The organism is Paraburkholderia sp. (assembly GCF_049581445.1).
Taxonomy (GTDB): Bacteria; Pseudomonadota; Gammaproteobacteria; order Burkholderiales; family Burkholderiaceae; genus Paraburkholderia.
In genome coordinates this window covers 1-22564 of record NZ_JBAURZ010000332.1, presented here as the reverse complement: position 1 = coordinate 22564, position 22564 = coordinate 1, and the positions used below count along the sequence as shown (strand labels likewise).

The 22564-nt window shown below is 62.9% G+C and carries 18 protein-coding genes; 5 read left to right on the top strand and 13 right to left on the bottom strand.

Annotated elements, in window-relative coordinates; all coding sequences use genetic code 11:
* The 11 genes from WCA85_RS27685 to WCA85_RS27635 all read right to left on the bottom strand — a co-directional run.
* Positions 1–351, bottom strand: a 351-nt coding sequence (locus WCA85_RS27685; RefSeq protein WP_424068058.1) for a nucleotidyltransferase family protein, incomplete at its 3' end; no start/stop codon positions are given.
* Positions 352–589: 238 nt separating this feature from the next.
* On the bottom strand, positions 590–2818 hold the full coding sequence (locus WCA85_RS27680; protein WP_424068060.1) for a xanthine dehydrogenase family protein molybdopterin-binding subunit: 2229 nt from the start codon (positions 2816–2818) through the stop codon (positions 590–592).
* Positions 2819–2820: 2 nt separating this feature from the next.
* Positions 2821–3822 (bottom strand): FAD binding domain-containing protein, encoded by a 1002-nt coding sequence (locus WCA85_RS27675; protein ID WP_424068057.1) that lies wholly within the window; start codon positions 3820–3822, stop codon positions 2821–2823.
* Between the two features lie 11 nt (positions 3823–3833).
* Positions 3834–4538, bottom strand: coding sequence for a 2Fe-2S iron-sulfur cluster-binding protein (locus WCA85_RS27670; RefSeq protein WP_424068056.1), 705 nt, complete (start codon positions 4536–4538; stop codon positions 3834–3836).
* Positions 4539–5047: 509 nt separating this feature from the next.
* Positions 5048–5803, bottom strand: coding sequence for an SDR family oxidoreductase (locus WCA85_RS27665; protein ID WP_424068055.1), 756 nt, complete (start codon positions 5801–5803; stop codon positions 5048–5050).
* 25 nt (positions 5804–5828) lie between these two features.
* Complete coding sequence (locus tag WCA85_RS27660; RefSeq protein ID WP_424068054.1) at positions 5829–6230, bottom strand: nuclear transport factor 2 family protein; 402 nt, start codon at positions 6228–6230, stop codon at positions 5829–5831.
* Positions 6231–6260: 30 nt separating this feature from the next.
* Positions 6261–6866, bottom strand: coding sequence for a hypothetical protein (locus WCA85_RS27655; protein ID WP_424068053.1), 606 nt, complete (start codon positions 6864–6866; stop codon positions 6261–6263).
* Positions 6867–7056: 190 nt separating this feature from the next.
* Complete coding sequence (locus WCA85_RS27650) at positions 7057–7956, bottom strand: LysR family transcriptional regulator (protein ID WP_424068052.1); 900 nt, start codon at positions 7954–7956, stop codon at positions 7057–7059.
* Between the two features lie 82 nt (positions 7957–8038).
* Positions 8039–9499: an efflux transporter outer membrane subunit gene (locus tag WCA85_RS27645; protein WP_424068051.1), complete on the bottom strand. Its 1461-nt coding sequence runs from the start codon at positions 9497–9499 to the stop codon at positions 8039–8041.
* Positions 9492–10682 (bottom strand): efflux RND transporter periplasmic adaptor subunit, encoded by a 1191-nt coding sequence (locus WCA85_RS27640; RefSeq protein ID WP_424068050.1) that lies wholly within the window; start codon positions 10680–10682, stop codon positions 9492–9494. Before WCA85_RS27640 ends, WCA85_RS27645 begins: the two co-directional genes overlap by 8 nt.
* Positions 10672–13863 carry an efflux RND transporter permease subunit gene (locus WCA85_RS27635; protein ID WP_424068049.1) on the bottom strand — a complete coding sequence of 1064 codons (3192 nt, stop codon included), beginning with the start codon at positions 13861–13863 and terminating at the stop codon, positions 10672–10674. The genes WCA85_RS27640 and WCA85_RS27635 overlap by 11 nt, the downstream gene beginning before the upstream one ends.
* Positions 13864–14474: 611 nt before the next feature.
* On the opposite strand from WCA85_RS27635, the gene WCA85_RS27630 reads away from it, so the two are divergent.
* From WCA85_RS27630 to WCA85_RS27615, 4 genes are read left to right on the top strand one after another with little or no spacing between them, the layout of a single operon-like run.
* A complete protein-coding gene (locus tag WCA85_RS27630) occupies positions 14475–15725 on the top strand; it encodes an SfnB family sulfur acquisition oxidoreductase (protein WP_424068048.1) in 1251 nt (416 codons plus the stop codon).
* Between the two features lie 3 nt (positions 15726–15728).
* Positions 15729–16979, top strand: a complete 1251-nt coding sequence (locus WCA85_RS27625; RefSeq protein WP_424068047.1) for an SfnB family sulfur acquisition oxidoreductase — start codon at positions 15729–15731, stop codon at positions 16977–16979.
* On the top strand, positions 16979–18415 hold the full coding sequence (locus WCA85_RS27620; RefSeq protein ID WP_424068046.1) for an LLM class flavin-dependent oxidoreductase: 1437 nt from the start codon (positions 16979–16981) through the stop codon (positions 18413–18415). The genes WCA85_RS27625 and WCA85_RS27620 overlap by 1 nt, the downstream gene beginning before the upstream one ends.
* On the top strand, positions 18402–18524 hold the full coding sequence (locus WCA85_RS27615; RefSeq protein WP_424068045.1) for a hypothetical protein: 123 nt from the start codon (positions 18402–18404) through the stop codon (positions 18522–18524). The genes WCA85_RS27620 and WCA85_RS27615 overlap by 14 nt, the downstream gene beginning before the upstream one ends.
* A 24-nt stretch (positions 18525–18548) precedes the next feature.
* Here WCA85_RS27615 and WCA85_RS27610 read toward each other — a convergent pair whose 3' ends face one another.
* Together WCA85_RS27610 and WCA85_RS27605 are read right to left on the bottom strand one after the other, a co-directional pair.
* On the bottom strand, positions 18549–19439 hold the full coding sequence (locus WCA85_RS27610; RefSeq protein ID WP_424068059.1) for a TauD/TfdA dioxygenase family protein: 891 nt from the start codon (positions 19437–19439) through the stop codon (positions 18549–18551).
* A gap of 200 nt (positions 19440–19639) precedes the next feature.
* Positions 19640–20932: an aspartate carbamoyltransferase gene (locus tag WCA85_RS27605; protein ID WP_424068044.1), complete on the bottom strand. Its 1293-nt coding sequence runs from the start codon at positions 20930–20932 to the stop codon at positions 19640–19642.
* A gap of 351 nt (positions 20933–21283) precedes the next feature.
* On the opposite strand from WCA85_RS27605, the gene dapA reads away from it, so the two are divergent.
* Positions 21284–22141, top strand: coding sequence for a 4-hydroxy-tetrahydrodipicolinate synthase (gene dapA / locus WCA85_RS27600; RefSeq protein WP_424068043.1), 858 nt, complete (start codon positions 21284–21286; stop codon positions 22139–22141).
* The last annotated feature ends 423 nt before the right edge of the window (positions 22142–22564 follow it).

The following is a 22564-nucleotide window of genomic DNA, read 5'->3' as shown; positions in this document are numbered from 1 at the left end:
GGTTGCCACGGCAATGCGCGGCATGTCGGCCAGTGCGACTACCCAGCCCTCCGCGTCGGCGCTCGCTTCGACTCCAGCGGCGAGACTTGCGCCCATGCCGCGCTCGGCGTCGGTTGAAAAGACTACGTCGCAGCCGGCGTCGTTGAGCATGCGTGCGAGCGCTTCCGAGCCTGGCCTGACCACCGCGAGCACCCGTGTGACCACCAGCAGGAGCCGGTGTGCGGCCTCATGGGCGACCACCGTGCCATCCGGCATGCGGGCAAGGAGCTTGTTGTGCAGGCCGTCCGGATCAAAGCGCGACCCGTAGCCGGCGGCGAGCAGCACGCCAGTGGCGAGCGAAGCGTAGGCCATGGGAGGCACCTGGAGAGGGGATGAGGCCGATTGTGCGGCGCAACGCCGTTACAGGCAAGCGCGAAAAAACGCCTTCGGACAAAGGTGTTTCACTTTGCCCTTAGGTGTCTTTAGCTTTTCCCGGCTGGCTTTGGCCTTCTCCGGGTTGTGGTTGTAGCCGTGTCCAACTCGTTCCGGTCGTCTCAACGTGTCTTCGCCCGGGCCCGCTGGTTTCCGGCCGCGACCCGCCTGAAGCGACTTACACCTGCATGGGCGTCATCACCTTATCAAGCGTGATTGGCAGATCGCGCACCCGCACGCCGGTCGCGTGATAGACCGCATTGGCCAGCGCCGCCACCACGCCGGTCAGACCGATCTCGCCGATCCCCCGCACGCCAAGAGAGTTGATGTGCGGGTCCGGTTCGTTGATGAAATCGATTTCGAGCGCGCCGATATCCGCATTCACGGGCACGTGATACTCCGCCAGATTCCCGTTGACGAAGCGGCCGTAGCGCGAATCCAGCAACGTGTCCTCTTCGAATGCGGCGCCCACGCCCCACACCATGCCGCCCATCATCTGGCTGCGCGCGGTCTTCTCGTTGAGGACCCGGCCGACGTCGTACACACCCACGATGCGCGGCACCCGGATCGTGCCGAGGTCCGCATCGACGTGGACCTCGGTGAACACGGCGCCGAACGAATGCAGCGAGTACTGGCTGCGCTCCTCGCCGGGCTTCACGCTGACCACCGCCTCGATGGGCTTGCCACCGGCGCGCGCGAGGATGGCGCCCGCAGGGTCGCGCAGCGACGGATTCGAACGGCTGACCACCCAGCCGTCCTCCACGCTCACATCGGCCAGATCCACCCCGTGCACCGGCGAGGCGTTATCGGCCAGTGCGAGCGAGATCAACTGGTTACGCACCTGCATGCAGGCATCGTGCACCGCCGGTGACACGCTTGCAGCGGACTGCGAGCCGCCCGAGCCGGGCGCCTGAGGCAAGCTCGAATCGCCCAATGCGAAATGAATTTTTTCAGGCGAGAAGCCGAGCGCATCGGCGGACACCTGGGTCATTACCGTGTAAGTGCCGGTGCCGAGATCCTGTGTGCCGGAGGCGACCATCGCGGTCCCGTCGGGCAGGATGCGGGCAATCGCCGAGGCTGGGCTGCGGTTGGCGGGATAGGTGGCTGTCGCCATGCCGAGGCCAATCAGCGTGTTGCCGGAGCGCATCGAACGCGGCGTCGATGTGCGCCGCGACCAGCCGAATTTCTCCGCGCCGATTTCATAGCATTGCCGCAGCAGCTTGCTTGAAAACGGCTTGTTCTCCTGTGGATCGACCTCGGCGTAGTTCTTCAGCCGCAGCGCGACGGGGTCCATCTTGAGCTTCCAGGCGAGTTCGTCCATGGCCGATTCGAGCGCGAATGAGCCGGTTGTCTCGCCAGGGGCGCGCATAAAGGTGGGCGTGCCGAGATTCAACTGCACGAGGCGGTGCGTCGTCACCTGATTGGGCACGGCGTAGAGCATGCGCGTGACCATGCAGCAGGTCTCGGTCCAGTCTTCGATCATCGACGTGTTCGAGAAACTGTCGTGCCGTATCGCGGTGAGCGTGCCATCGTGTCGCGCGGCGAGCGTGAAGTGCTGCTCGGTACGCGGTCGTGCGCCGACTGACCCGAACATCTGCGGACGGGTCAACGCGAGGCGTACCGGCCGTCCGGTCTGCTTGGAGGCCATCGCGCACAGCACCACATGCGACCAGGACGAGCCCTTGCCGCCGAAACCACCACCGATGAACGGCGAGATCACCCGCACGTCGTCAGGCGATACGCCGAGCGTTTTCGCCACGGCAATGCGCGCACCGCTCACGCCCTGGGTGGAGTCGTATAGCGTCAGATGCGGGCCATCCCAATGCGCCATGGTGGCGTGCGGCTCCATGGGGTTGTGATGTTCGACCGGCGTCGTATAGACGGCGTCGATGTGGACGCTGCCGTTTGCAAGGCCCGCATCGAAATCGCCGCGCTGGGTATCGGTCTGGCGGCCCTGCGGACTGACCGGCGCATGCGCGCTCGCCTTGGCGCTGGTGAAGTCAAGTGCTCCGGGCGTGGGTTGATAGGCAATGCGTAGTTGTTGCGCCGCGTCGGTCGCATGTTCGAGCGTGTCGGCGATCACCACGGCGACCGGCTCGTTGCTGTAGTGAATCTGATTGTCCTGCAACAGCGACAGATGACGGCCAGCCGGCGGCGCGAGCGGCGGACGCCCGCCATTGGGCAGGCGCGGCGCGTTCTGATACGTCATCACCAGCAGCACGCCCGGCACGGATTGCGCGCGGCTCGCGTCGATCGACGTAATGCTGCCGCTCGAGATCGTGCTCGTCACCAGCACCGCGTGCGCGAGGCGCGCCTCGGGAAACTCCGCCGCATAGCGGGCCTCGCCGGTGACTTTCAGCAGGCCGTCGGTGCGGTCCATCGGTTGACCGATAAGTGGGGCGTTCATGTTCATGCGACACCTCCCGTCCGGCCGGCGGCCTGATTCACGGCGCGCGCGATCGAGCGTTGCGCGAGTAGCACCTTGAAGCGGTTGCCGCTGAGCGGCTGCGCTTCACCCATGGCGGCCGCAGCGGCCTTGCGCAGCGTCGCATCGGCGAGCGGCTGTCCCGTCAGCATCTGTTCCGCGATGCTGGCGCGCCATGGCTTATGTGCGACACCGCCTAACGCGATGTGTACGTTCTTCACCGTATTGCCGTCCATTTGCAGGCCGGCGGCGACCGAGACCAGCGCAAATGCGTAACTCGCGCGATCGCGCACTTTCAGGTAGTGCGAATGATCGCTAAAGAGCGGGGGCGGCAGGTCGACCGCTGTGATCAGTTCGCCGGGTTGCAGCGTCGTATCCACCTCTGGACGGTCTGCGGGCAGGCGGTGAAAGTCGCCAATTGGAATCGTGCGTTCGCCACGCAGGCTGCTGACGCGCACCACGGCATCCAGCGCCACCAGCGCCACGCTCATATCCGACGGATTCACGGCGACACATTGCGAACTGGCGCCGAGAATCGCGTGCGTGCGGTTTTGGCCGTCTATCGAGGCGCAGCCGCTGCCTGGCTCGCGCTTGTTGCATTGCGTGAAGGCGGTGTCGTAGAAGTAGCCGCAGCGGGTGCGCTGCATCAGATTGCCGCCCACCGTGGCCATGTTGCGCAACTGCGGCGAGGCGCCGGACAGAAATGCTTGCGATAGCAACGGATACTGCTCGCGCACCAGCGCATGATTGGCGGCATCGCTGTTGCGCACTAGCGCGCCGATCCGCAGACCGCCATCGGGCAGCGTGCCGATGGTGTCGAGCCCGCGCAGGTGTGTGATATCGACGAGTCGCACAGGATGCTCCACGCCGCCTTTCATCAGATCCAGCAGATTGGTGCCGCCGCCGATAAACATCGTGCCGGGTTGTTGCGCAGCCCGCAGCGCGCTGCTCATGTCCGCAGCGCGTTCATAAGAGATCGCGTCCATGGCTGGTCTCCTCAGGCGTTGCCGGTGTTGCCGTCGTGCACGGCGCGCACCGCGGCTACGATGTTCGCGTAGGCGCCACAGCGGCAGATGTTGCCGCTCATGCGCTCGCGGATTTCGTCGTCGGTGAGTTGAGAGGGGCGCGCGCGGACGTCGGCGGTGACGGTGCTCGCGGTGCCGGTGCTGAACTCGCTGAGCAGCGCCGTGGCCGAACACAATTGCCCGGGCGTACAGTAGCCGCACTGGAACGCGTCGTGCTCAATGAAGGCGCGTTGTATGGGGCTCAGCACGCCGTTGCTGGCAAGGCCCTCGACCGTGGTGATGGCTTCGCCGTCGTGCATCACGGCAAGCGTCAGGCAGGAATTGATGCGCCGGCCTTCCACCATGACCGTACAGGCGCCGCACTGGCCGCGGTCGCAACCTTTCTTGGTGCCCATCAGACCGGCATATTCGCGCAACGCATCGAGCAGCGTGACGCGCGGCTCCAGTTGCAGCGTGTAGGCGCGACCGTTGACGTTGAGCGTGACTGGGCGCGGCGGCTCGGGAGCGCGCGTTTCTGCGGGCGCTGGCGCTGCGGGCTGCGTCTGCGCCTGCAGATGCGGAGCGGCACCTACAGCGGCTGCGGCGGCAGCGGACTGCAGGAAGCGTCGGCGCGACGGCTGATTGGGGGGTTGAGCGGGCTCGTCATCTGAGCCTGGGGGGACGCGATTCGTGGACATAACGTTCTGTTTGCTCCATGAAAGGTCGATGCAATCCCGCGGCACACCGGCAGGCCGATGAATTGGCTTCTACCGTGCAGCGCAGTGCAGTTGATGATTCAGCAATTTCGATGCCGCGAACGACGGCGGGCGGCAGGCAGCGACGCAGGCAAACGCCGGATGATCGGGGCGAGACACAACGCACACGGATACCCGCTGCCCGCGCAACGTCTAACTATATGCAATGTAACCCTTGATCAGGCGCCTTTTGCCGGGTCAAACGCGAAACACTGTTTTGTGCTTTACAGCGAAACTGACCTGTTGGATGGGTGGGCAGTGAGGAAAATTGCCATCAGGATGCCTATGCATTGGCAATAGTAGCGGTCTGGCCGCAATCGCGTGCGGCCAGAAAATCGTCAGGACGTGTCAATGCGTGTTGAAAGCACTGAAGCTGATCGTACGCCCGTATCCGGAATCAAGCGCGAGCTTCACCGCAACCATGCCCATCACTTCGGCGCTATGGCGATTCATTACCCGATGAACACCGCTTTCATTTGCGCGTTAAAGCCATTGACGAATTCGTGTTCCGTCGGCCCTACATTGCCGCGCATCATCTTTCCGGCGTCGACGAGGACTTCGTCCGCGCCGCTGTCGAGCACCACCAGCGTTTCATTGATGAACTGGTCCAGCGGCATCGCCTGTTCCGCTTCCCGGCTGTTCATCAGATCCGTGCGTACCCACGGCGGTGCGATCTCGAGCACACGTACGCGTGATTCCTGCAACAGGAAGCGCTGCGAAAGAATGTAGGAGTGCAACGCGGCCTTGGTGGCTGAATACACGGCCGTTACCGCGAGAGGGACGAACGCGAGCACGGAGGTCGTGTACGCGATGACGGCGTCCGGCTTCGTTTTCAGATGGTCGATCAGCGCGGAGGTGAGGCGCATCGGACCGACCAGGTTGGTCTCGACCGTCGCCGTCATTAACGCGTCGTCGAGCCGTTGGTCCGCATTGTCGACCTGCATGATGCCCGCGTTGTTGATCAGCACGTTCAGATTGGGATAGTCGACAATCAGCTTCGCCGCGACCTGCTCGACGCTCACTGGATCGGCAACATCGAGTTGGATTGCATCGATGCCCGGGTTGGCCGCGACGATTTCATCAAGATGCGCGCGCCGCCGGCCACCGACGATAACCTTGTTGCCGCGTTGATGGAGCGCTTCGGCAAGCGCCCGGCCAATACCTGAAGTGCCGCCCGTGATGAAAATGGTGTTACCTGTGAATTTCATGATCGTATCCTTGCGTTGAAAAAGTTCAGGAGGGGAAGTGTTCGCCGAACATCGGCAGACCACTGACCGATTCCGCTTTTGTGGCCTCGTCCTGCAGCACATCCCAGTGTTCGGCAAGCTTGCCGTTCTCGATACGCACGACATCGGCGGCAATCCATGCCCTCGGCCGTCCGTTCCCGGAGAAGCGGCCATGTGCGATCACGTAGTCGCCTTCCGCGACGATCAAGTGGTTCTCGTAGCGAAGCGTGTAGGGCAGCGTACGGATCAGGTCGAACAGACCCTCGCGTCCCGGCGCGATGTGCGCACTGTGCTGGATGTAGCGGTCCGACCAGAAGCGTTCGGCCGCGGCGTAATCGCGCTGGTTGAAAAGTGTGTTGAAAGCCTCGAGGACGAGGGCTTTATTCTGTTCAGGAGTGCTCTTGCTCATGCCGGTCTCGCTTATGAAAAGTTGAAGTGGTTAAACGGTGGACAGTCGCAGCGACGGGTAGTCGGTGTAACCTTGCGGGCCTGCGCCATACACGTTGGTCCAGTCGACCTCCGCGAGCGGCGCACCATTCGCGATCCGCTCGACAAGATCCGGATCGGCGATATACGGCCGCCCGAACGCAACCATGTCCGCGAGGCCGGACTCGATCAGGTTGGCACCACGCGCCGCGTCCATCTTCGTGTTGGCGATCAGCGTGCCTTGATAGATCGGCCGGAAGTGCCGGAACATGCCATCGTCGATCAGGTGTTCGAGCGGCGTGCCGGTGAAGTCGGTCGTGTTGCCCATCAGCAGCAGGTGGGACAGACCGTAGCCGCTCAATTCACGGATCGCATACTCGGCCATCGGCAGGGTTTCATCGTTCGCGGCGAACGGGCCGTTCTCGTGCATCGGACTGATCTTCACGCCGACCCGCGCCGGTTCGACCGCATCGAGCACCGCCTCGACCACTTCGAACAGAATGCGTGCGCGGTTTTCGATGCTCCCGCCATAGCGGTCCACGCGCCGGTTGGTCCTACGGTTCAGGAACTGCGCGAGCGGTGTGGCTTTTGACAGGTGCGGCGATCGTGACCTCTTCAATGCGAAGCACATCAGGACCACCGAATTCGTGAATGCGTACCGAGCGGGTCATCGTCTTTCCTCATCGCTGCGTGGTTGCGTCGTGAGGGAAAGATAGAGGGCGCGTCGTGTCCCCGGTAGCCATCGGATCAGGCTATATCTTATGCATAGGGCGCATTAATGCCGATGAGAGGACAGCCGCGCGAGGGTGCTAGGAGAGACCGATTTCGTCGCGCCGCAAGCCAGCGACGAGGTGCTCGACGACCGCGCGGCCTGCGGCCCGGGTCGCCCGGCCCATCGGGAAGTAAGCGTGAACCGGTATGCTCGCGAGTTGCCATTCGGGCAGCAGACGCACGAGCGTGCCATCTTCCAGTTCGCGGCGGCATGCCCACTCGCTTGTCGACGTGATGCCCACGCCGGCCGTCGCCGCAGCCACGGCGCCCTCGTTTTCGTTGGTTGAGAAGTGCGCGTCGAGGTCGACGGCGATTTCGTGCTGGTCGCGCGTGAAGCGCCACGCAGTCGGCACGACCGATGCGGGACCGCCGACGATGCGATGCCGGTTCAGCGCTTCGGGCGTATCGGGCACACCGTACGCGTCCAGGTACCCGGGAGCAGCAACAACGACGCGAGGGATGGTGGCGATCAGGCGGGCCGTCGCGGTGGAATCGACCAGACGCCCCAGTCGGATCGCGACGTCTACTGCGTCGCGCACCAGATCCTGCGGCTGATCGCCGAGCATGATCTCGACACGCAGTTCGGGATGAGTCGCCATGAATGGCGCGAGGCGCGGAATCACTTCGCGGGTGGCGACGCTGCTGGGCATGCTCATGCGCAGCACACCGCGCAGCTCGCCACCTTCGCGCACGCTCTGCTCGGCGTCGTCGAGCGCGACGAGGATGGGATCGATGCGCGACAGGAACTGCGCACCGGCGTCGGTCAGCACCACGGCGCGGGTCGTGCGTGTCAGGAGGCGCACGCCGAGTTCGCCTTCCAGGTCGGCGATGATGCGCGACGCTTGCGACTGCGACAGGCCGCATTCCCGCGCAGCCGCGGAGAAACTGCCCAGCCGGGCGACCCGGGTGTAGAGACGCAGCGAGAAGATGTCCTTCACGGGATGTGCCTCGGCGTGTAGACAGGATCCTGTGAAGGCTAGCGGATTAATGCATTTGCTGCAATTTTTCGGCGCTCGGCGGTCAGTGTTCCGTGTTGGCCGCAACCAGCGCCGGCGTCGCCTCCACCTTGGCGAGTTCATCGCTGGACCATCCACCGCCTAGCGCGTGCAGCAGTTGCACGTCCGCGCTCAACTGGCGTGTCTGGATGTCGATCACGCCGCGCCGCGCGTCGAGTTCGACCGTTTGCGCGTCCACCACATCGAGGTAGCCCACGGTGCCTTGCTTGTATTGACGCAATGCAAGGTCGACGGTCTGCTGGGCCGACGTAGCGGCATCCCGTTGCTGGTCAAGCGCGGTGCCGAGATACGAAAGAAGGGCGAGGTTGTCTTCAACCTGCTGGAACGCGGACAGCACCACGCCGCGATAGCGCTCGCCGGCTTCATCGGTTGCCGCCTTGGCGGAATCGAGTTTCGCGCGACGCAGGCCTCCGTCGAAGACGTATTGCACGATCTGTGGACCCACCGCCCAAAAGATGTTGGGTGCACTAACGAGTCCGGCATAGGCTGCGCTTTGGACGCCTCCTTGCAGATCAAGCGCGATATCCGGGAAGTAAGCGGCCCGCGCTACGCCGATCTGCGCATTGGCTTCGGAGACGCGGCGCTCCGCTGCCGCAACGTCAGGCCGGCGCTGCAGCAGTGTGGAGGGCAGGCCGGTGGGAATCGCTGGCAAGGTGATGTCGGCAGTCTGTTGCGGCAGACTGAATTCCGAAGCTGACGTACCCACCAGCACCGCGATGGCGTGTTCGAGCAGCGCCCGCTGCCCGAGGTTCTGCGATAGCTGTGATTTTGCCGACGAAAGCTGCGTACGCGCCCGCGTTACGTCGAGACCCGACACGATTCCGCCGTTGTGCAGGGTCTCGGTGAGTTGCAGCGCTTTCGCAAAAGCAACGACGGTCTCGTTCAACAGATCGGTCTGCTGATCAAGCCCACGCAAACGGATATAACTGTCAGCAAGCTCGACCTCGAGGCTCAGTCTCACCGACGCCAGATCGGCCTTGGTCGCCTGTGCCTCATCCTTGCCGGCCGCGACGGAGTCCCGTATGCGACCCCACAGGTCGACGTCGTATTTGACGGTGGCACCGAGCGTGACGGAATTGTAGTCAGTCGGGCCGTTGCCGCGCAGCGGCGCGGTGTCGGACTGGCGCTCTCGCAGCGGTACGGCGCTCGCGCTCACGGTCGGATAGAGTTCCGACTGAACCTGGGCGACGAATGCCTGCGCCTGCTCATAATGGTCGTACGCCGCGCGCAGATCGGTGTTGCTGCCGAGCAGCCGGGCTTCCAGATCGTCGAGCTGAGTGTCGCCATACATCTTCCACCAGCCGTTCCGGTCGATCTGATCAGCGGGCTGTGCGTTCGTCCACGGGCCGATGGTCTTGTATTGCGCGGCGATCGGTGTCGCCGGGACCTGATAGTCCGGCGCCAGCGAGCAGGCGGATAGCGCCACGACACCCGAGAGCAGCGCCGGAAGTCGAAACTTAGCCATGTGCCGCTGCCTTCTTGTCAGCCGCTGTCGCCACCTGAACGTGGTCGCCGTCGGCGAGTCCATCGGGCGGCGTGTCGATCACGTGATCAGTCGCGGCCAGCCCCGCGCCAATTTCCACCGAGTCGCCCAGGTCACGGCTGATCTTCACCTGCTTGAACAGCACCTGATCGTTCGCGCCAAGCGTGGCGACCACCGTGCCGCGACTATCGAACACGAGTGCACTGGCCGGAACGCGGATTGTATGAGCGGAGACGGGCAGGGTGAATTTCAGGCTGGCAAAGCCGCCAGGCAGCAACTTGCCGTCGGCATTGTCAACCAGCAGTTGAACCAGCGTCGTGCCGGAACTCGAATTGACCGAGTCGGCCGCCGCGATGACGCGGGCGTTGAACTGCTGGTCGGGGTACTCGGGGACAGTCAAGGTCGCAATCGTGCCGTCGTGGATGGCCGGAGAATAGTTCTGCGGCACCTGGACGTACACCCGCAATTGTTTGACGTCAGAGACTTCAAACAACTCCTGGCCCACGCCGCCGCTGCCGGCGTTCACCAGCGCGCCGACGTCGGTGTCGCGGGCGGTCACCACGCCATCGAATGGCGCGACGATCCGCGCGAACGCCTTGGTGGCAATGAGGCGATCCACATTGGCCTTCGCTGCATCCGCCGTAGCGGCTCTTGCGGTGTAGTCCGCGGTGCGCTGGTCGACATCCTGCTGGGCGACGGAATCCGTGCCGCGCAGTGCTTCCCAGCGCTTGGCCGTGGTACCGGCAACCAGCGCATTCGCCTGCGCACTCTGCAGATCGGCGCGTGCCTGGATCAACTGCTGATCGAGTGCGGGGGTTTCGATTTCAGCAAGCACCTGGCCTGCTTTGACCCGCGCGCCAATATCCACATTCCATGTCTTCAGATAGCCGCTCACCTGCGCGAAAATCGGCGCCCGCGTATAGGCTTCGAGGCGTCCAGGCAGTTGCAGCGAGGGGCCATTGGTGTCGCGTATCGGCTGGATCAGGTTGACGGTCTGCACCGATTGCGCATCGGTCCAGGTCTTCAGCTTGCGAGCGTCGACGGCGCGCAGCGAGACGCCTGCCGCGACGATGCCAAGGGCGACCAGCAGGCCAGCGATGCCTGCGACACGGAGCGGGCGGCGCGACGGCGGATTAGCGGGGAAAGTAGTGGATTCAGACGACATGTGCAGGACCTCCCGAGACCGATGCCGGGGTAGCCGCGCGCCCAGGGCGCGCGTGGACGATACAGAAAATGGTGGGCACGAGGAACAGCGAAGCCGTGGTGGCAAACAGCAGGCCACCGATCACGGCGCGGCCGAGCGGTGCGTTTTGCTCGCCGCCTTCGCCGAGAGCCAGTGCCATCGGCGCCATGCCGATGATCATCGAAAGAGCCGTCATTAGAACGGGGCGAAAGCGCGTAAAGCCTGCTTCAAGCGCTGCCTTGAAGGGGTCGCCATGGACCGCGAGACGCTCGCGGCAAAAGCTGACCACCAGAATCGAGTTGGCCGTAGCCACCCCCATACACATGATCGCGCCGGTTAGTGCAGGCACTGAGAGGGTGGTGTGGGTCGCGAACAGCATCCAGACAATGCCTGCCAGCGCAGCGGGCAACGCGCTCACGATCACGAACGGATCGGCCCACGACTGGAAATTGACCACGATCAGCAGATAGATCAGCACGACTGCGCCAAGCAGTCCGAACAACATGCCGGAGAAAGCGCTGTTCATGGTCTGCACCTGGCCCAGCAGCGCGACAGTCGAACCTTTGGGCAACGCGTGGGCGTTCTCATGCACGATGCTCTGGATATCCGATGCCACCGCGCCGAGATCGCGGTCTTGCGTGGTCGCGAAGATCTCGACCATCGGCTGGATGTTGTACTGGCTGACCACCTCATTGCTGCTGGTGCGCTGGAGCGTGGCCAGGCCGCCGAGGATTTGCGCCGGGCCGTTGCCGCCCGCCGTGATCGGAAGGTTTTGCAGGGCCGCTAGCGAATCGAGCGTGTATTGCGGCGTTTGCATCACGATCGGATAAGACACACCGTTCGCGTTGTTTAACCAGAACGTGGGTGCGATCTGACTTGAGCCCGCAAGATTGACCACCATGCTATTGGTCACGTCGCGCTCGGTGATGCCGACCAGTTGCGCCCGTGTCCGGTCAACATCGACGTTAAAGGTGGGATTGGCATGCGACTGCGCGATGCGTGCATCCACCACGCCCGGCACATCGCGAATCTCGCGCAGGATACGGTCGGCATAGGCGTAGTTCGCGGCGAGGTTATTGCCGCGGACCTGCAGATCGATCGGCGCGGGTGAACCGAAGTTCAGGATCTGGCTGATGATGTCGGCAGGTGGAAACGAAAACGTCACGCCTGGGAATTCGCGTGGCAATTTCTCACGCATGCTGCGCACATATTCGGCCGTCGGGCGATGGCCTTCGTTCAGCGCAATCTGGATGTCGCCGTCCTGCGAACCAACCGTTCCGGTATTGTTGTACGCGGTGTTGATGCCGCTTACCGGCAGCCCCATGTTATCCACCACGGTGCCAAGGTCCTCGGGCGGAATGATCTCGCGAATCGCGCCTTCGACATTGGCGAAGATCTGCGCGGTTTTCTCGACGCGGACCCCGACCGGCGCGCGCACGTGCATCAGGATTTGTCCCGCATCCACCGCAGGAAAGAAGTTGCGGCCGAGGAACGGCACCAGTGCGAACGAGAGGACGACGAAGGTGAAAAAGCCCGTGACGAAGAGTCGCCGGTGGTTCAGTGCCAGTTCGAGCAGACCGTGATACCCGGCTCGCACTTTTTCAAAGCGCGCTTCGAAGCCGCGCTGGAAGCGCCCGAGTGGGCCCGGACGTTTGGTCTCGTGAACTTCCTCACCCAGCACATGCGGCTTGAGCAGGAATTTGGCCATCGTCGGCACGAGGGTTCTCGAGAGGATGAACGACGAGATCATCGCGAAGATCACCGCTTCGGCCATCGGCACGAACAGAAAGCGCGCGACGCCGTTCAGGAAGAACATCGGCACGAACACGATACAGATACACAGCAACGAGACGAACGCTGGCGTGACGATCTGCGCGGCCCCATCGAGAATCGCGGCCTCGACCTCTTTGCCGTGCTCCAGATGCCAGTTGATGTTTTCGATTGTCACCGTCGCATCGTCGACCAGAATCCCCACCGCCAGCGCCAAACCACCTAGCGTCATGATGTTCAGCGTTTCCCCAAGCGCGGACAGCGTGGCGATGGAACCGAGAATGGCAAGCGGAATGGACGTAGCGATGATGAGCGTCGAGCGCCAGCTGCCGAGGAACAGCAGGATCATCAGGCTGGTCAGCACGGCCGCGATCACGCCTTCGCGCGCCACGCCGGAAATAGCCGCGCGCACGAACAGCGACTGGTCGCCGATCGCATCGATCTGCAGATTGTCTGGCCATGAGGCCTTCCCTGCGGCAACCTGTGCCTTGATGCCCGAAATGATCCCCAGCGTGGAAACCGCACCGTTCTTGAGCACCGACATCAGCACGGAACGCTTGCCGTTGACGTGCACGATGTTGGTCTGCGGCGGGCTGCCGTCGCGCACGTTGGCAATGTCACGGATATAGACCGTGGTGCCGTTGGCCGCCTTGATCGGCAGATCGCCCAATGACTTGATCTGCGAGGGGGCATCGTTCAGTTGCAGCGTGTATTCGTAGTCACCGATCTTTTCGGTCCCCACCGGCGTGATCAGGTTTTGTCCCGCCAGCGCATTGGCGACGTCCTGCGCGGACAAACCGCGCGCCTGCATGGCCACGGGGTCGACGTCGATCTGCACCTGACGGGTCTTGCCGCCGAACGGGTACGGAATCGCCGCGCCGGCGACCGTCGTCAGCACCGGTCGTACAGCATTCAGGCCAAGGTCACCGAGGTTCTGCTCTGAGAGCCCCTTGCCCGACAACGCCAACTGGATGATCGGCACCGTCGACGCGTTGTAGTTCAGGATCAGCGGCGGGGTCGTGCCGGGAGGCAACTGCCGCAACTGGGTTTGCGCGACCGCCGTCACCTGCGCGTTCGCCGTGCTGATATTCACGCCTGGCTGAAAGAAGATCTTGATGATCCCAAAGCCAGACACCGACTCCGCCTCGATGTGCTCGACGTCGTTGACGGTGGTGGTCAGCGTGCGCTCGAAGGGCGACGTAATCCGGCCGACCATCTGGTCCGGCGGCAGACCCGTGTACTGCCACACCACGCTGATAACCGGAATCCTGATGTCCGGAAAAATGTCGGTCGGCGTCTTGATCGCAGCGAGCGGCCCGATGATCAGGATGAAGATCGCCAGAACGACGAAGGTATAGGGTCGCCGGAGGGCTATACGGACTAGGCCGAGCATGAAGGTTCCAGGGCATTAAGGAAAACGTGGCGCGCGCAACGAATGCCGCGCCTTTGCTGAGCGATAACGTCGCAACGGTTAAGGTTGTCCAGCATCAGGCGCGAATGTACACAAAGCGCAGAATTCGTGCTGCCGGCCAAAATTTTTTCAGGCACCTGGTGGTATTGAACTGGTCGCTCATTGTTATGCTGGAGACAGGGACTTCATGTCACGGTCGGACCGAGCGGATAGTGCCACCGCTCGAGGGAGCAGACCCGCTGCGGACCTTCGCAACTGTGGTCTGGTTGTTGTGACCCCGTGGTTTCGAACCGACGCAGAGTAGCGGGCGATAAAGCTTTGGAAAAGGGATCTTTCGCACAATACTGTTGTGTGGAAAACAGGAGTCTTTTATGAAGGTCTGGTTGCTCGATGAGCCTGGTCAGCGTTGAGAAACCCGAATTCCTGATAAGCAAGTTCCAATTCGGTGGTAGGCGCACCGCACGTGTGCTGGTTCAATAGACGGTCAGTCCGGTCAGCGTCGCCACGCACACATCATCGTGATATCGCGCCTCCCGCGTGAAGGATTGCGATGCCGTGGGAACTGAGCGTCACCTCCGTTTATTTGAGCTAGCATGCCGACTCCTAAATTCTCCACTACAGTGCCACCTTTGCCTCGGCGTCCCGATCCCAGCAAGGCACGGCGCATCGCCGAAGATGCAGAAGCGCTGGCAACGGCGCAAACCCTGGCGGCCACGTTTGCCGCTGGCGCAGCCGAGCGTGACCGTAAGCGCTTGCTGCCGTGGGCGGAACTCGATCTTTGGTCCGCAAGCGGGCTTGGGGCGATCACCATACCGCGCGAGTATGGCGGTGCCGACGTCTCGTTCGCGACGCTGGCGGAAGTGTTCGTGATCCTGTGCGCGGCCGATCCGGCGCTGGGCCAGATCCCGCAGAATCACTTCGGTGTACTGGGTGTGTTGCGCGAAGTCGGTACGCCAGAGCAGAAAGCGCGTCTATATGGCGAGGTGCTGGCAGGACAGCGGCTTGGTAACGCGGGTCCCGAGCGTCGCTCGGCCGATGCTGCAACGATCCTGCAGGGAACGACGCGGCTTAGCACCACGCGCGATGGCTTTCGCCTTAATGGTCAGCGTTTCTACTCAACCGGGGCACTGTTTGCACACCGTGTCCCCACCCGGGCGATCGACGACGAAGGCCGCGCCGTGCAGGCGTGGGTGCCGCGCGAAGCGGTGGGCCTCACCGTGATCGATGACTGGAATTCGTTTGGTCAACGGACCACAGCGAGCGGCACTGTCACCTTTGAAGAAGTCCTGGTCGATGCAGAAGACATCCTGCCGATCTGGCAACTCGCCGACCGACCAGGCCTCTTTGGCCCGACCTCACAACTGATCCAGGCCGCGATCGATCAAGGCATTGCGGAAGCTGCCATTGCCGACGCGCTCGTATTCGTGCGCGAACGCGCGCGGCCCTGGGTGGACTCCGGTCTCGAACATGCGACCGATGACCCCTACATCATCGCGGATGTCGGCCGCTTGCAGATCGACCTGCACGCCGCGCACGAAGTGCTGCTGGAAGCCGCCCGAACGCTCGATGCGCTTGCCGCGCATCCAGTGGACGCCGAGGCGAGCGCACGCGCTTCGGTAGCGGTGGCCGAAGCGAAAGTGCTAACCACGCGCATCGCGCTCGAAGCGAGCGAAAAGCTTTTCGAGCTCGCCGGGACCTCGGCCACGCGCGAGGCCCATAACCTCGACCGTCATTGGCGCAATGCACGCACCCATACGTTGCACGATCCGGTGCGCTGGAAGCTGCATCTGCTTGGCAACTACTACTTGAATCATGTGCTGCCTGCGCGGCATTCGTGGAACTGAAACATGAGCTTTGATCTTTCTACTGACGCACCTGAAGTGGCCGTGCCGGGCGAACAGCACGTGCCAGGTCATCCCGAACAGATCACCGACGACGCGCAGGCGTTGCAGGTCGCGCGGCGCCTTGCCGACGCCTTCGCGCCAGAGGCTGCCCTGCGCGATCGTGAGCGGCGCTTGCCGTGGGCCGAACTCGACGCGTTCGTGGCGAGCGGTCTATGGGGCATTAGCGTGCCACGCGAATTCGGCGGGGCGGGGGTGCGCAATGGCACGCTCGCTGAAGTGATTGCGACGATTTCGGCGGCTGATGGGTCGCTCGGCCAGATCCCGCAAAACCATTTCTATGCGCTGGAAGTGCTGCGCGTGGGAGGCACCGTCGACCAGCAACGCTTCTTCTATGGACGGGTTCTGGCAGGCGAGCGTTTCGGCAATGCGCTTGCGGAAATCGGCCAAAAGGATTTCAAACGACGCACACGACTCACCCGTGCGACGACGGGCTGGCACGTCGATGGGAAAAAATTCTATTGCACCGGTGCGCTGTACGCGTATTGGATTCCGACGCTAGTGGTGGCCGACGGCGAGGGCCACGACGTCACGTATCTCGCCTTCGTTCCGCGCAACACGCCGGGTGTAACGGTGACCGACGACTGGGACGGCTTCGGCCAGCGCGTCACCGGCAGCGGATCGGTGCAATTCGAACATGTGCGCGTCGAGCCCGAATGGGTCGTGCCGTTTCAGGCTTCATTCGAACGGCCGACAACGATCGGGCCGCTCGCGCAGATCATGCACGCGGCGATCGATCTGGGCCAGGCGCGCGGTGCTTTCGAGGCCGCCTTGCAGTTTGTGCGGGAGCACTCGCGGCCTTGGATTGACGCTAAGGTCGAGCGTGCCACCGAGGACCCGCTGACTATCGCGCAGTTTGGCGACCTCGCGGTACGGCTGCGCGCGGCCGAAGCATTGTTGCGCCGCGCGGGCCGCTTCATCGACGCCGCGCAGGCAGAGCCGACCGATCGCTCGGTGGCGCAGGCTTCAATCGCGGTGGCGGAGGCGCGTGCGTTGACGACCACGGCGTCGCTCGATGCGGGATCGCGCCTGTTCGAACTTGCAGGCACGGCGTCGACGCTCGACGGTCTCGGTCTCGACCGCTTCTGGCGCAATGCGCGCACGCATACGCTGCATGATCCGGTGCGCTGGAAGTATCACGCCATTGGCAACTTCTACCTCAACGACAAACTGCCGCCGCGGCATGGAGCCCTGTAATGGCCGGCAAACAGATTCTGCTCAACGCATTCAATATGAACTGCGTGGGCCACATCAATCACGGGCTATGGACGCATCCGCGCGACCACTCCGTCGACTATCGCCTGTTGCCATACTGGACCGGTCTCGCGCGGACGCTCGAGCGAGGCCTCTTCGACGGGCTGTTTCTGGCCGATATCGTGGGCGTCTATGACGTCTATCAGCGCAACGTGGACGTCACCTTGCGCGAGTCGATCCAGTTACCGGTCAATGATCCCACGCTGCTGGTGTCGGCCATGGCCGCTGTGACCGAACACCTCGGCTTTGGCGTCACTGTCAATCTAAGCTATGAGCAACCGTATCTGCTCGCACGCCGCTTCTCGACACTCGATCATCTGACACAGGGCCGGATTGGCTGGAACATTGTGACGGGCTACCTCGACAGCGCGGCGCGTGCGATGGGTTTTAACGAACAGTTGCCGCACGACGAGCGTTACGACCGCGCGGATGAGTACCTCGAACTGCTCTACAAACTATGGGAAGGCAGTTGGGAAGCGGATGCGGTGTTGCGCGACAAGGCAGGGCGGGTATATGCCGATCCAGCGAAAGTCCATCAGGTGAAGCATGCGGGGCGCCACTACAATCTGGAGGGCTACCACTTGTCGGAGCCTTCGCCGCAACGTACACCAGTCCTGTTTCAGGCTGGCAGTTCTGGGCGCGGCCAGCGTTTCGGTGCGCGTCATGCGGAGTGCGTGTTCATCTCGCCACCGAACCGGACGGTCGGACGCGAGACTGTGCGAACGTTGCGTGAGCAACTGGTGCAGGCGGGTCGGCAGCCCGACGACGTGAAGATTTTCGTTGGGGCGGCGGTGGTGACCGGCGCGACCGAAGGTGAGGCGCGCGAGAAATACGCCGACTATCTGCACTATGCGAGCCGCGATGCGGGGCTCGCCCATTTCGCGGCCAGCACGGGCATCGACTACGCGCAATACGATCTGGACGCACCGGTCGACTACGCGCCCACTAACGCAATCGAATCGGCGACGCACACGGCAAAGCAGCAGGGTTGGACCCGTCGCAAGCTGCTTGAGATGTTCGAGCTTGGCGGCCGTTACCCCGCTATCGTCGGCAGCGCCGCGCAGGTCGCGGATGAACTGCAGGCGTGGGTCGAGGAGACTGGCGTCGACGGCTTTAATCTGAGCCGAACAGTGGCCCCTGAGAGCTACGAAGATTTTATCGACCTGGTGGTGCCGGAGTTGCAGGATCGCGGCCTGTACAAGACCGCGTATGCCGATGGCACCTTAAGACACAAACTGTTCGCGCAGGGTGACCAGTTGCCGGCGCGGCATGCAGCCGCGAGCTTTCGATGTTGGGTTGCTGATCACTCGCAACGAGTGCGTGCACCCACGGAGCGCCTGCGTCCTTCGCCAAAGTGCGTGGCCCGTGAAGCGCGATGAACTCGCCGAACAGCAACGGATTGCCGACACGTACCTTTCCGCAGGGCTCATTCCCGATGCGTTGAAGGCGACTGAGATCCGGATCTGGATGCCGCCACCGGCGAAGTAGCCCTGCGAGATGGTGGCGCCAAAGTCAGAACGGCCCGTCGCCTTCGATGGTGGTGCGATAAAGCTTGCGGCGCAAATGATCGGGGGTGCCGGCTGCGAGATGCATCAACGAGCGGTTGTCCCAGAACACCATATCGTGTTCGGCCCACACATGCCGGTAGAGATGCTCTGCGCGCACGCTGTGCGCGAAGATCTCAGCGAGCAACTGCTGGCTCTCGTCTTCAGGCAGTCCGATCACGCGGGTGGTGAAATGCTCGCTGACGAACAGCGCTTTACGCCCCGTTTCCGGATGCGTGCGCACGATCGGCTGTACGACGGGCTTGACCTGGGCAATCTGCTCGGCGGACAGATTCGGCCGCCACGGACTGCGCTTCTGCAATTCGGCATACTTCGCGAGATACGTGTGCTCGGCGACCTTGCCTTCTACCGCGTTGCGCAAATGAGCGGGTAACGTGTCCCACGCCAGATGCATGTTGGCAAACAGCGTATCGCCGCTTTCGGCTGGCAGTTCTTGCGCGTGAAGCAGCGAGCCAAGGCTCGGCTTTTCCTTGTACGAGAGGTCTGAATGCCAGAAATGGCCGGCGTCGCCGAGGCCAATCGGCTTGCCATTCTCGATGATGTTCGAGACGATCAGCACTTCCGGATGCCCTGCAAGCTGAAACTGGTGCAGCACGTGAATCTGCAGCGGCCCGAAGCGGCGGCTGAACTCAATCTGTTGCTCGGGCGTGATGCGCTGGTCGCGAAACACCAGCACGTGATAGTCGAGATGCGCCTGATGGATCCGCGCGAAATCCTCGGCGTTCAGCGGTTGGGCCAGATCGAGGCCCAGCACTTCAGCGCCCACGGGGCCGTCGAAGGCGTGAATTTCGATGGATTGAGGGGTGTGGGCGGCGGCATCGAGGGCGCGCACAGTCAGGTTGGAAGCGATCGTCACACTAAACTCAGCGGTAGATTGGAGCGTCAGCGCCGATCATGGCGCAACGCTCCAATCTACCCCTGCGTACGGCGTCCGGCAACGAAGCAAATCCGATACCTTTATCTGCTGCACCGATAAACCTGACGTTGTACCGGAGGGGGACCGCCGGGAGACGTTTCTACGACGGCAAACCGTCGCGCTCAATCAATCCCATGAAACACGGCATCATCCGGTCCGAGAGAAACCGGAGGACGCCACGCTGCGTCACGCATCGAATGCTGGACCAGTTTCTCCACGCCCAGCAGCACCGCGAAAATCGCCATCCGTACCGGGATGCCGTTGTCGGTCTGGCGGAAAATTGCTAGCCGCGAATCGTGATTCAGATCGACGCTCAGGTCGTTTGCACCGGGCCGGCTGTCGCGCGGCAGCGGGTGCATGATCAGCGTATCGAGCCCGCACACGCTGTCCACCAGTGCCTGGTTGATCTGGAAATCTGGCGTGTAGCCTTCGAAGGATTCGTCCGCGAAACGCTCTTTCTGGATGCGCGTGGCGTAGACCACGTCCGCACCGCGCAAACCTGCTTTCAGGTCGTGCGTTTGTTCGATCACGTGATCGTTGCGCGAGATCTGCTCGACGATATAGGCCGGCATTTCCAGCGACGGTGGAGAAATCAACGTGAACTTGATGCCGCGATACAGCGCCAGCAGCTTCACTAGCGAATGCACCGTGCGCCCGTACTTGAGATCGCCCACCAGAGCGATATGCGCGCCGTCCACGATCTTGCCGAGACGCGAGAATTCGCGCTGGATCGTGTACAGGTCAAGCAAGGCCTGGCTCGGATGCTCCCCGGGACCATCGCCGCCGTTGATCACCGGCACGTTGGTGGCGCGCGCGAATTCGGCCACCGAGCCTTGTTCCGGATGGCGGATCACCAGTGCGTCGACATAGCCGCTCATCACGCGGCTGGTGTCGTAGATCGACTCGCCCTTGGCCATCGAAGAAAAGGTGAAACCCGTGGTGTCGCACACTGAGCCGCCCAGCCGGCAGAACGCGGCACCGAAGCTCACGCGGGTACGGGTGCTAGCTTCGAAGAACAGGTTGCCGAGCACCGCGCCTTCCAGCACGCGGGAGATTTTCCGGCGCCGGGCGATGGGCTGCATGATGTCCGCGACACGAAACAGCGCTTCGACGGAGTCGCGCGAGAACTGATCCACCGACAGCAACTGCGGTTTGCCTTCGAACAGCATCTGGCTAGCCAGCGATTGCGAGTCTACGCTTTGCGTATAGCTGTCGCCCGGTTCGTTGTGGACCACGATTTCCGACACAAAGCGCTCGACAATCTCCGGCATGGCCCGCGATTCCTGCGAGTCATCGGGCAGCAGCCACGTGTCCAAAGCCCGCCGCGACACGCCGATGCGGCTTGCGAAGGTGTCGCGGGTCATGTTCAGACGACGCATGGCGTCACGGAGGAAGGCTTGTTGCGGGACGCTCATGCAGGTCACCTCATAGTCGGGGTTATGTACGCGGTGCGTATATTAGTTCGGCTGTTAGAGAAGTCAAGCAATTTTGGATAAGCGCCGGCAATCGGGTTACACTGCTGGGCATGGAAACCGGCCAAACCCTCCGTCAACGTGCAACACGCCTCGCGCTCGCGAGCCGCGTGCACGCCTGCCCGGTGGTTAGCGCCGAAGCCAAAAAACAGCTGCTCATCTGACCGGAGCCTGCTGTTCCGTCAGATGTGCGACGGAACAGTCAAGCGGGGCTCGCGTTTTACTCCCTAGTCACTTCGACACTTCCCTCGTAGCACTGAACGGAATCGATACGGTCGCGTTCGAGGTTAAGTCATGTCTATCTTTTCGGGTATCTGGGTTCCCGTCGTTACGCCGTTTGCCGATGGCGCCGTCGATCACGCCGCGCTGCGCAGCCTGGTTCGTCTTTACGCCGAGGCAGGCGTTGCTGGCTTGGTCGCGCTGGGTACGACCGGCGAGCCGGCTGCGCTCGAGGCCGCGGAGCAGGACGCCGTACTCGCCACCATCCTCGCCGAGGCGGGCGCGTTGCCGGTGCTGGTCGGCGTCTCGGGTAATCACGTCGCGAGTGTGCAGGCGCGCATCGCCGAACTCAATGAAATCCCCGTGGCGGGTCTGCTGATCTCGGCGCCGTACTACATCCGGCCTTCGCAGGCGGGGTTGATCGAGTATTTCACCACTTTGGCCGATTTCAGTCGCAAGCCAGTGGTGCTGTACGACATTCCGTATCGCACGGGTGTGCGTCTCGAACTCGAGACGTTACTGACGCTCGCGGCGCATCCGCGCATTCAGGCGGTCAAGGATTGCTCGGGTGCGCTCGACACGACACTGGCGCTGATCCTCGACGGCCGCCTGCAGGTGCTGGCCGGCGACGACATCAATCTGTACAACACGCTCTGCATGGGCGGCACTGGGGCGATTGCGGCATCGGCGCATGTGCATCCTGAGCGCTTCGTTTCGTTGTACTGCGCGTTGCGTGAAGGCCGGCTCGACGAAGGCCGCAGGATCTTTCATACGCTCGTACCGCTGATCCAGGCGCTGTGCGCAGAGCCGAACCCCGGGCCGGTAAAGGCCGCGCTGGCTGCACAGGGCATGATTGGCAATGAGCTGCGTGCGCCCATGACGCGTGCGAGTGGCGTACTGAGCGAGCGTCTGCGGCATCTGATCACCGCCTAAGCCGATCCGGTTTGTCGAAGCACAACACCGTTCAGTCAGATTCACCTGAACGGTGCTGTGCGTCGGACGCTCGGTTTCGAGCACGTACGCGTGACCCGCTTCGAATTTGAGATGCTGTTGGGGAATGCCAAGGGATAATCGACGCTCTTGTCTTTCATCCAGGGTCGGTTGCCGGCCGACTCGCGCTGTATGTCCGTTCGCCCCGTATCTGTCCACGCTTTTCCCGTTTCATTTTCCTGTCGCTCCAGCCGGCGCCCGGCTGAATTCATGCTGTCACGACGCGCGCCGCGCATGGGGCCGCGCTGATGTCCTCCATCCTTGGCGCGAGCCGCCAACTGAGCCATGGCGAGGTGCGTTTCGTCACGCGGCGAGCAGCGCTGACGATCGCGGTTGCGTCCGCCGCAGGTGCCGCAGTGTTGGCGC

Bases quoted from the DNA above. Each gene is read 5' to 3' on its own strand.
- WCA85_RS27605 (WP_424068044.1), bottom strand. From the start codon at position 20,932: ATGAGCGTCCCGCAACAAGCCTTCCTCCGTGACGCCATGCGTCGTCTG.
- WCA85_RS27620 (WP_424068046.1), top strand. From the start codon at position 16,979: ATGGCCGGCAAACAGATTCTGCTCAACGCATTCAATATGAACTGCGTG.
- WCA85_RS27680 (WP_424068060.1), bottom strand. From the start codon at position 2,818: ATGAACGCCCCACTTATCGGTCAACCGATGGACCGCACCGACGGCCTG.
- WCA85_RS27640 (WP_424068050.1), bottom strand. From the start codon at position 10,682: ATGTCGTCTGAATCCACTACTTTCCCCGCTAATCCGCCGTCGCGCCGC.
- dapA (WP_424068043.1), top strand. From the start codon at position 21,284: ATGTCTATCTTTTCGGGTATCTGGGTTCCCGTCGTTACGCCGTTTGCC.
- WCA85_RS27665 (WP_424068055.1), bottom strand. From the start codon at position 5,803: ATGAAATTCACAGGTAACACCATTTTCATCACGGGCGGCACTTCAGGT.
- WCA85_RS27675 (WP_424068057.1), bottom strand. From the start codon at position 3,822: ATGGACGCGATCTCTTATGAACGCGCTGCGGACATGAGCAGCGCGCTG.
- WCA85_RS27645 (WP_424068051.1), bottom strand. From the start codon at position 9,499: ATGGCTAAGTTTCGACTTCCGGCGCTGCTCTCGGGTGTCGTGGCGCTA.
- WCA85_RS27625 (WP_424068047.1), top strand. From the start codon at position 15,729: ATGAGCTTTGATCTTTCTACTGACGCACCTGAAGTGGCCGTGCCGGGC.
- WCA85_RS27670 (WP_424068056.1), bottom strand. From the start codon at position 4,538: ATGTCCACGAATCGCGTCCCCCCAGGCTCAGATGACGAGCCCGCTCAA.
- WCA85_RS27635 (WP_424068049.1), bottom strand. From the start codon at position 13,863: ATGCTCGGCCTAGTCCGTATAGCCCTCCGGCGACCCTATACCTTCGTC.
- WCA85_RS27660 (WP_424068054.1), bottom strand. From the start codon at position 6,230: ATGAGCAAGAGCACTCCTGAACAGAATAAAGCCCTCGTCCTCGAGGCT.
- WCA85_RS27630 (WP_424068048.1), top strand. From the start codon at position 14,475: ATGCCGACTCCTAAATTCTCCACTACAGTGCCACCTTTGCCTCGGCGT.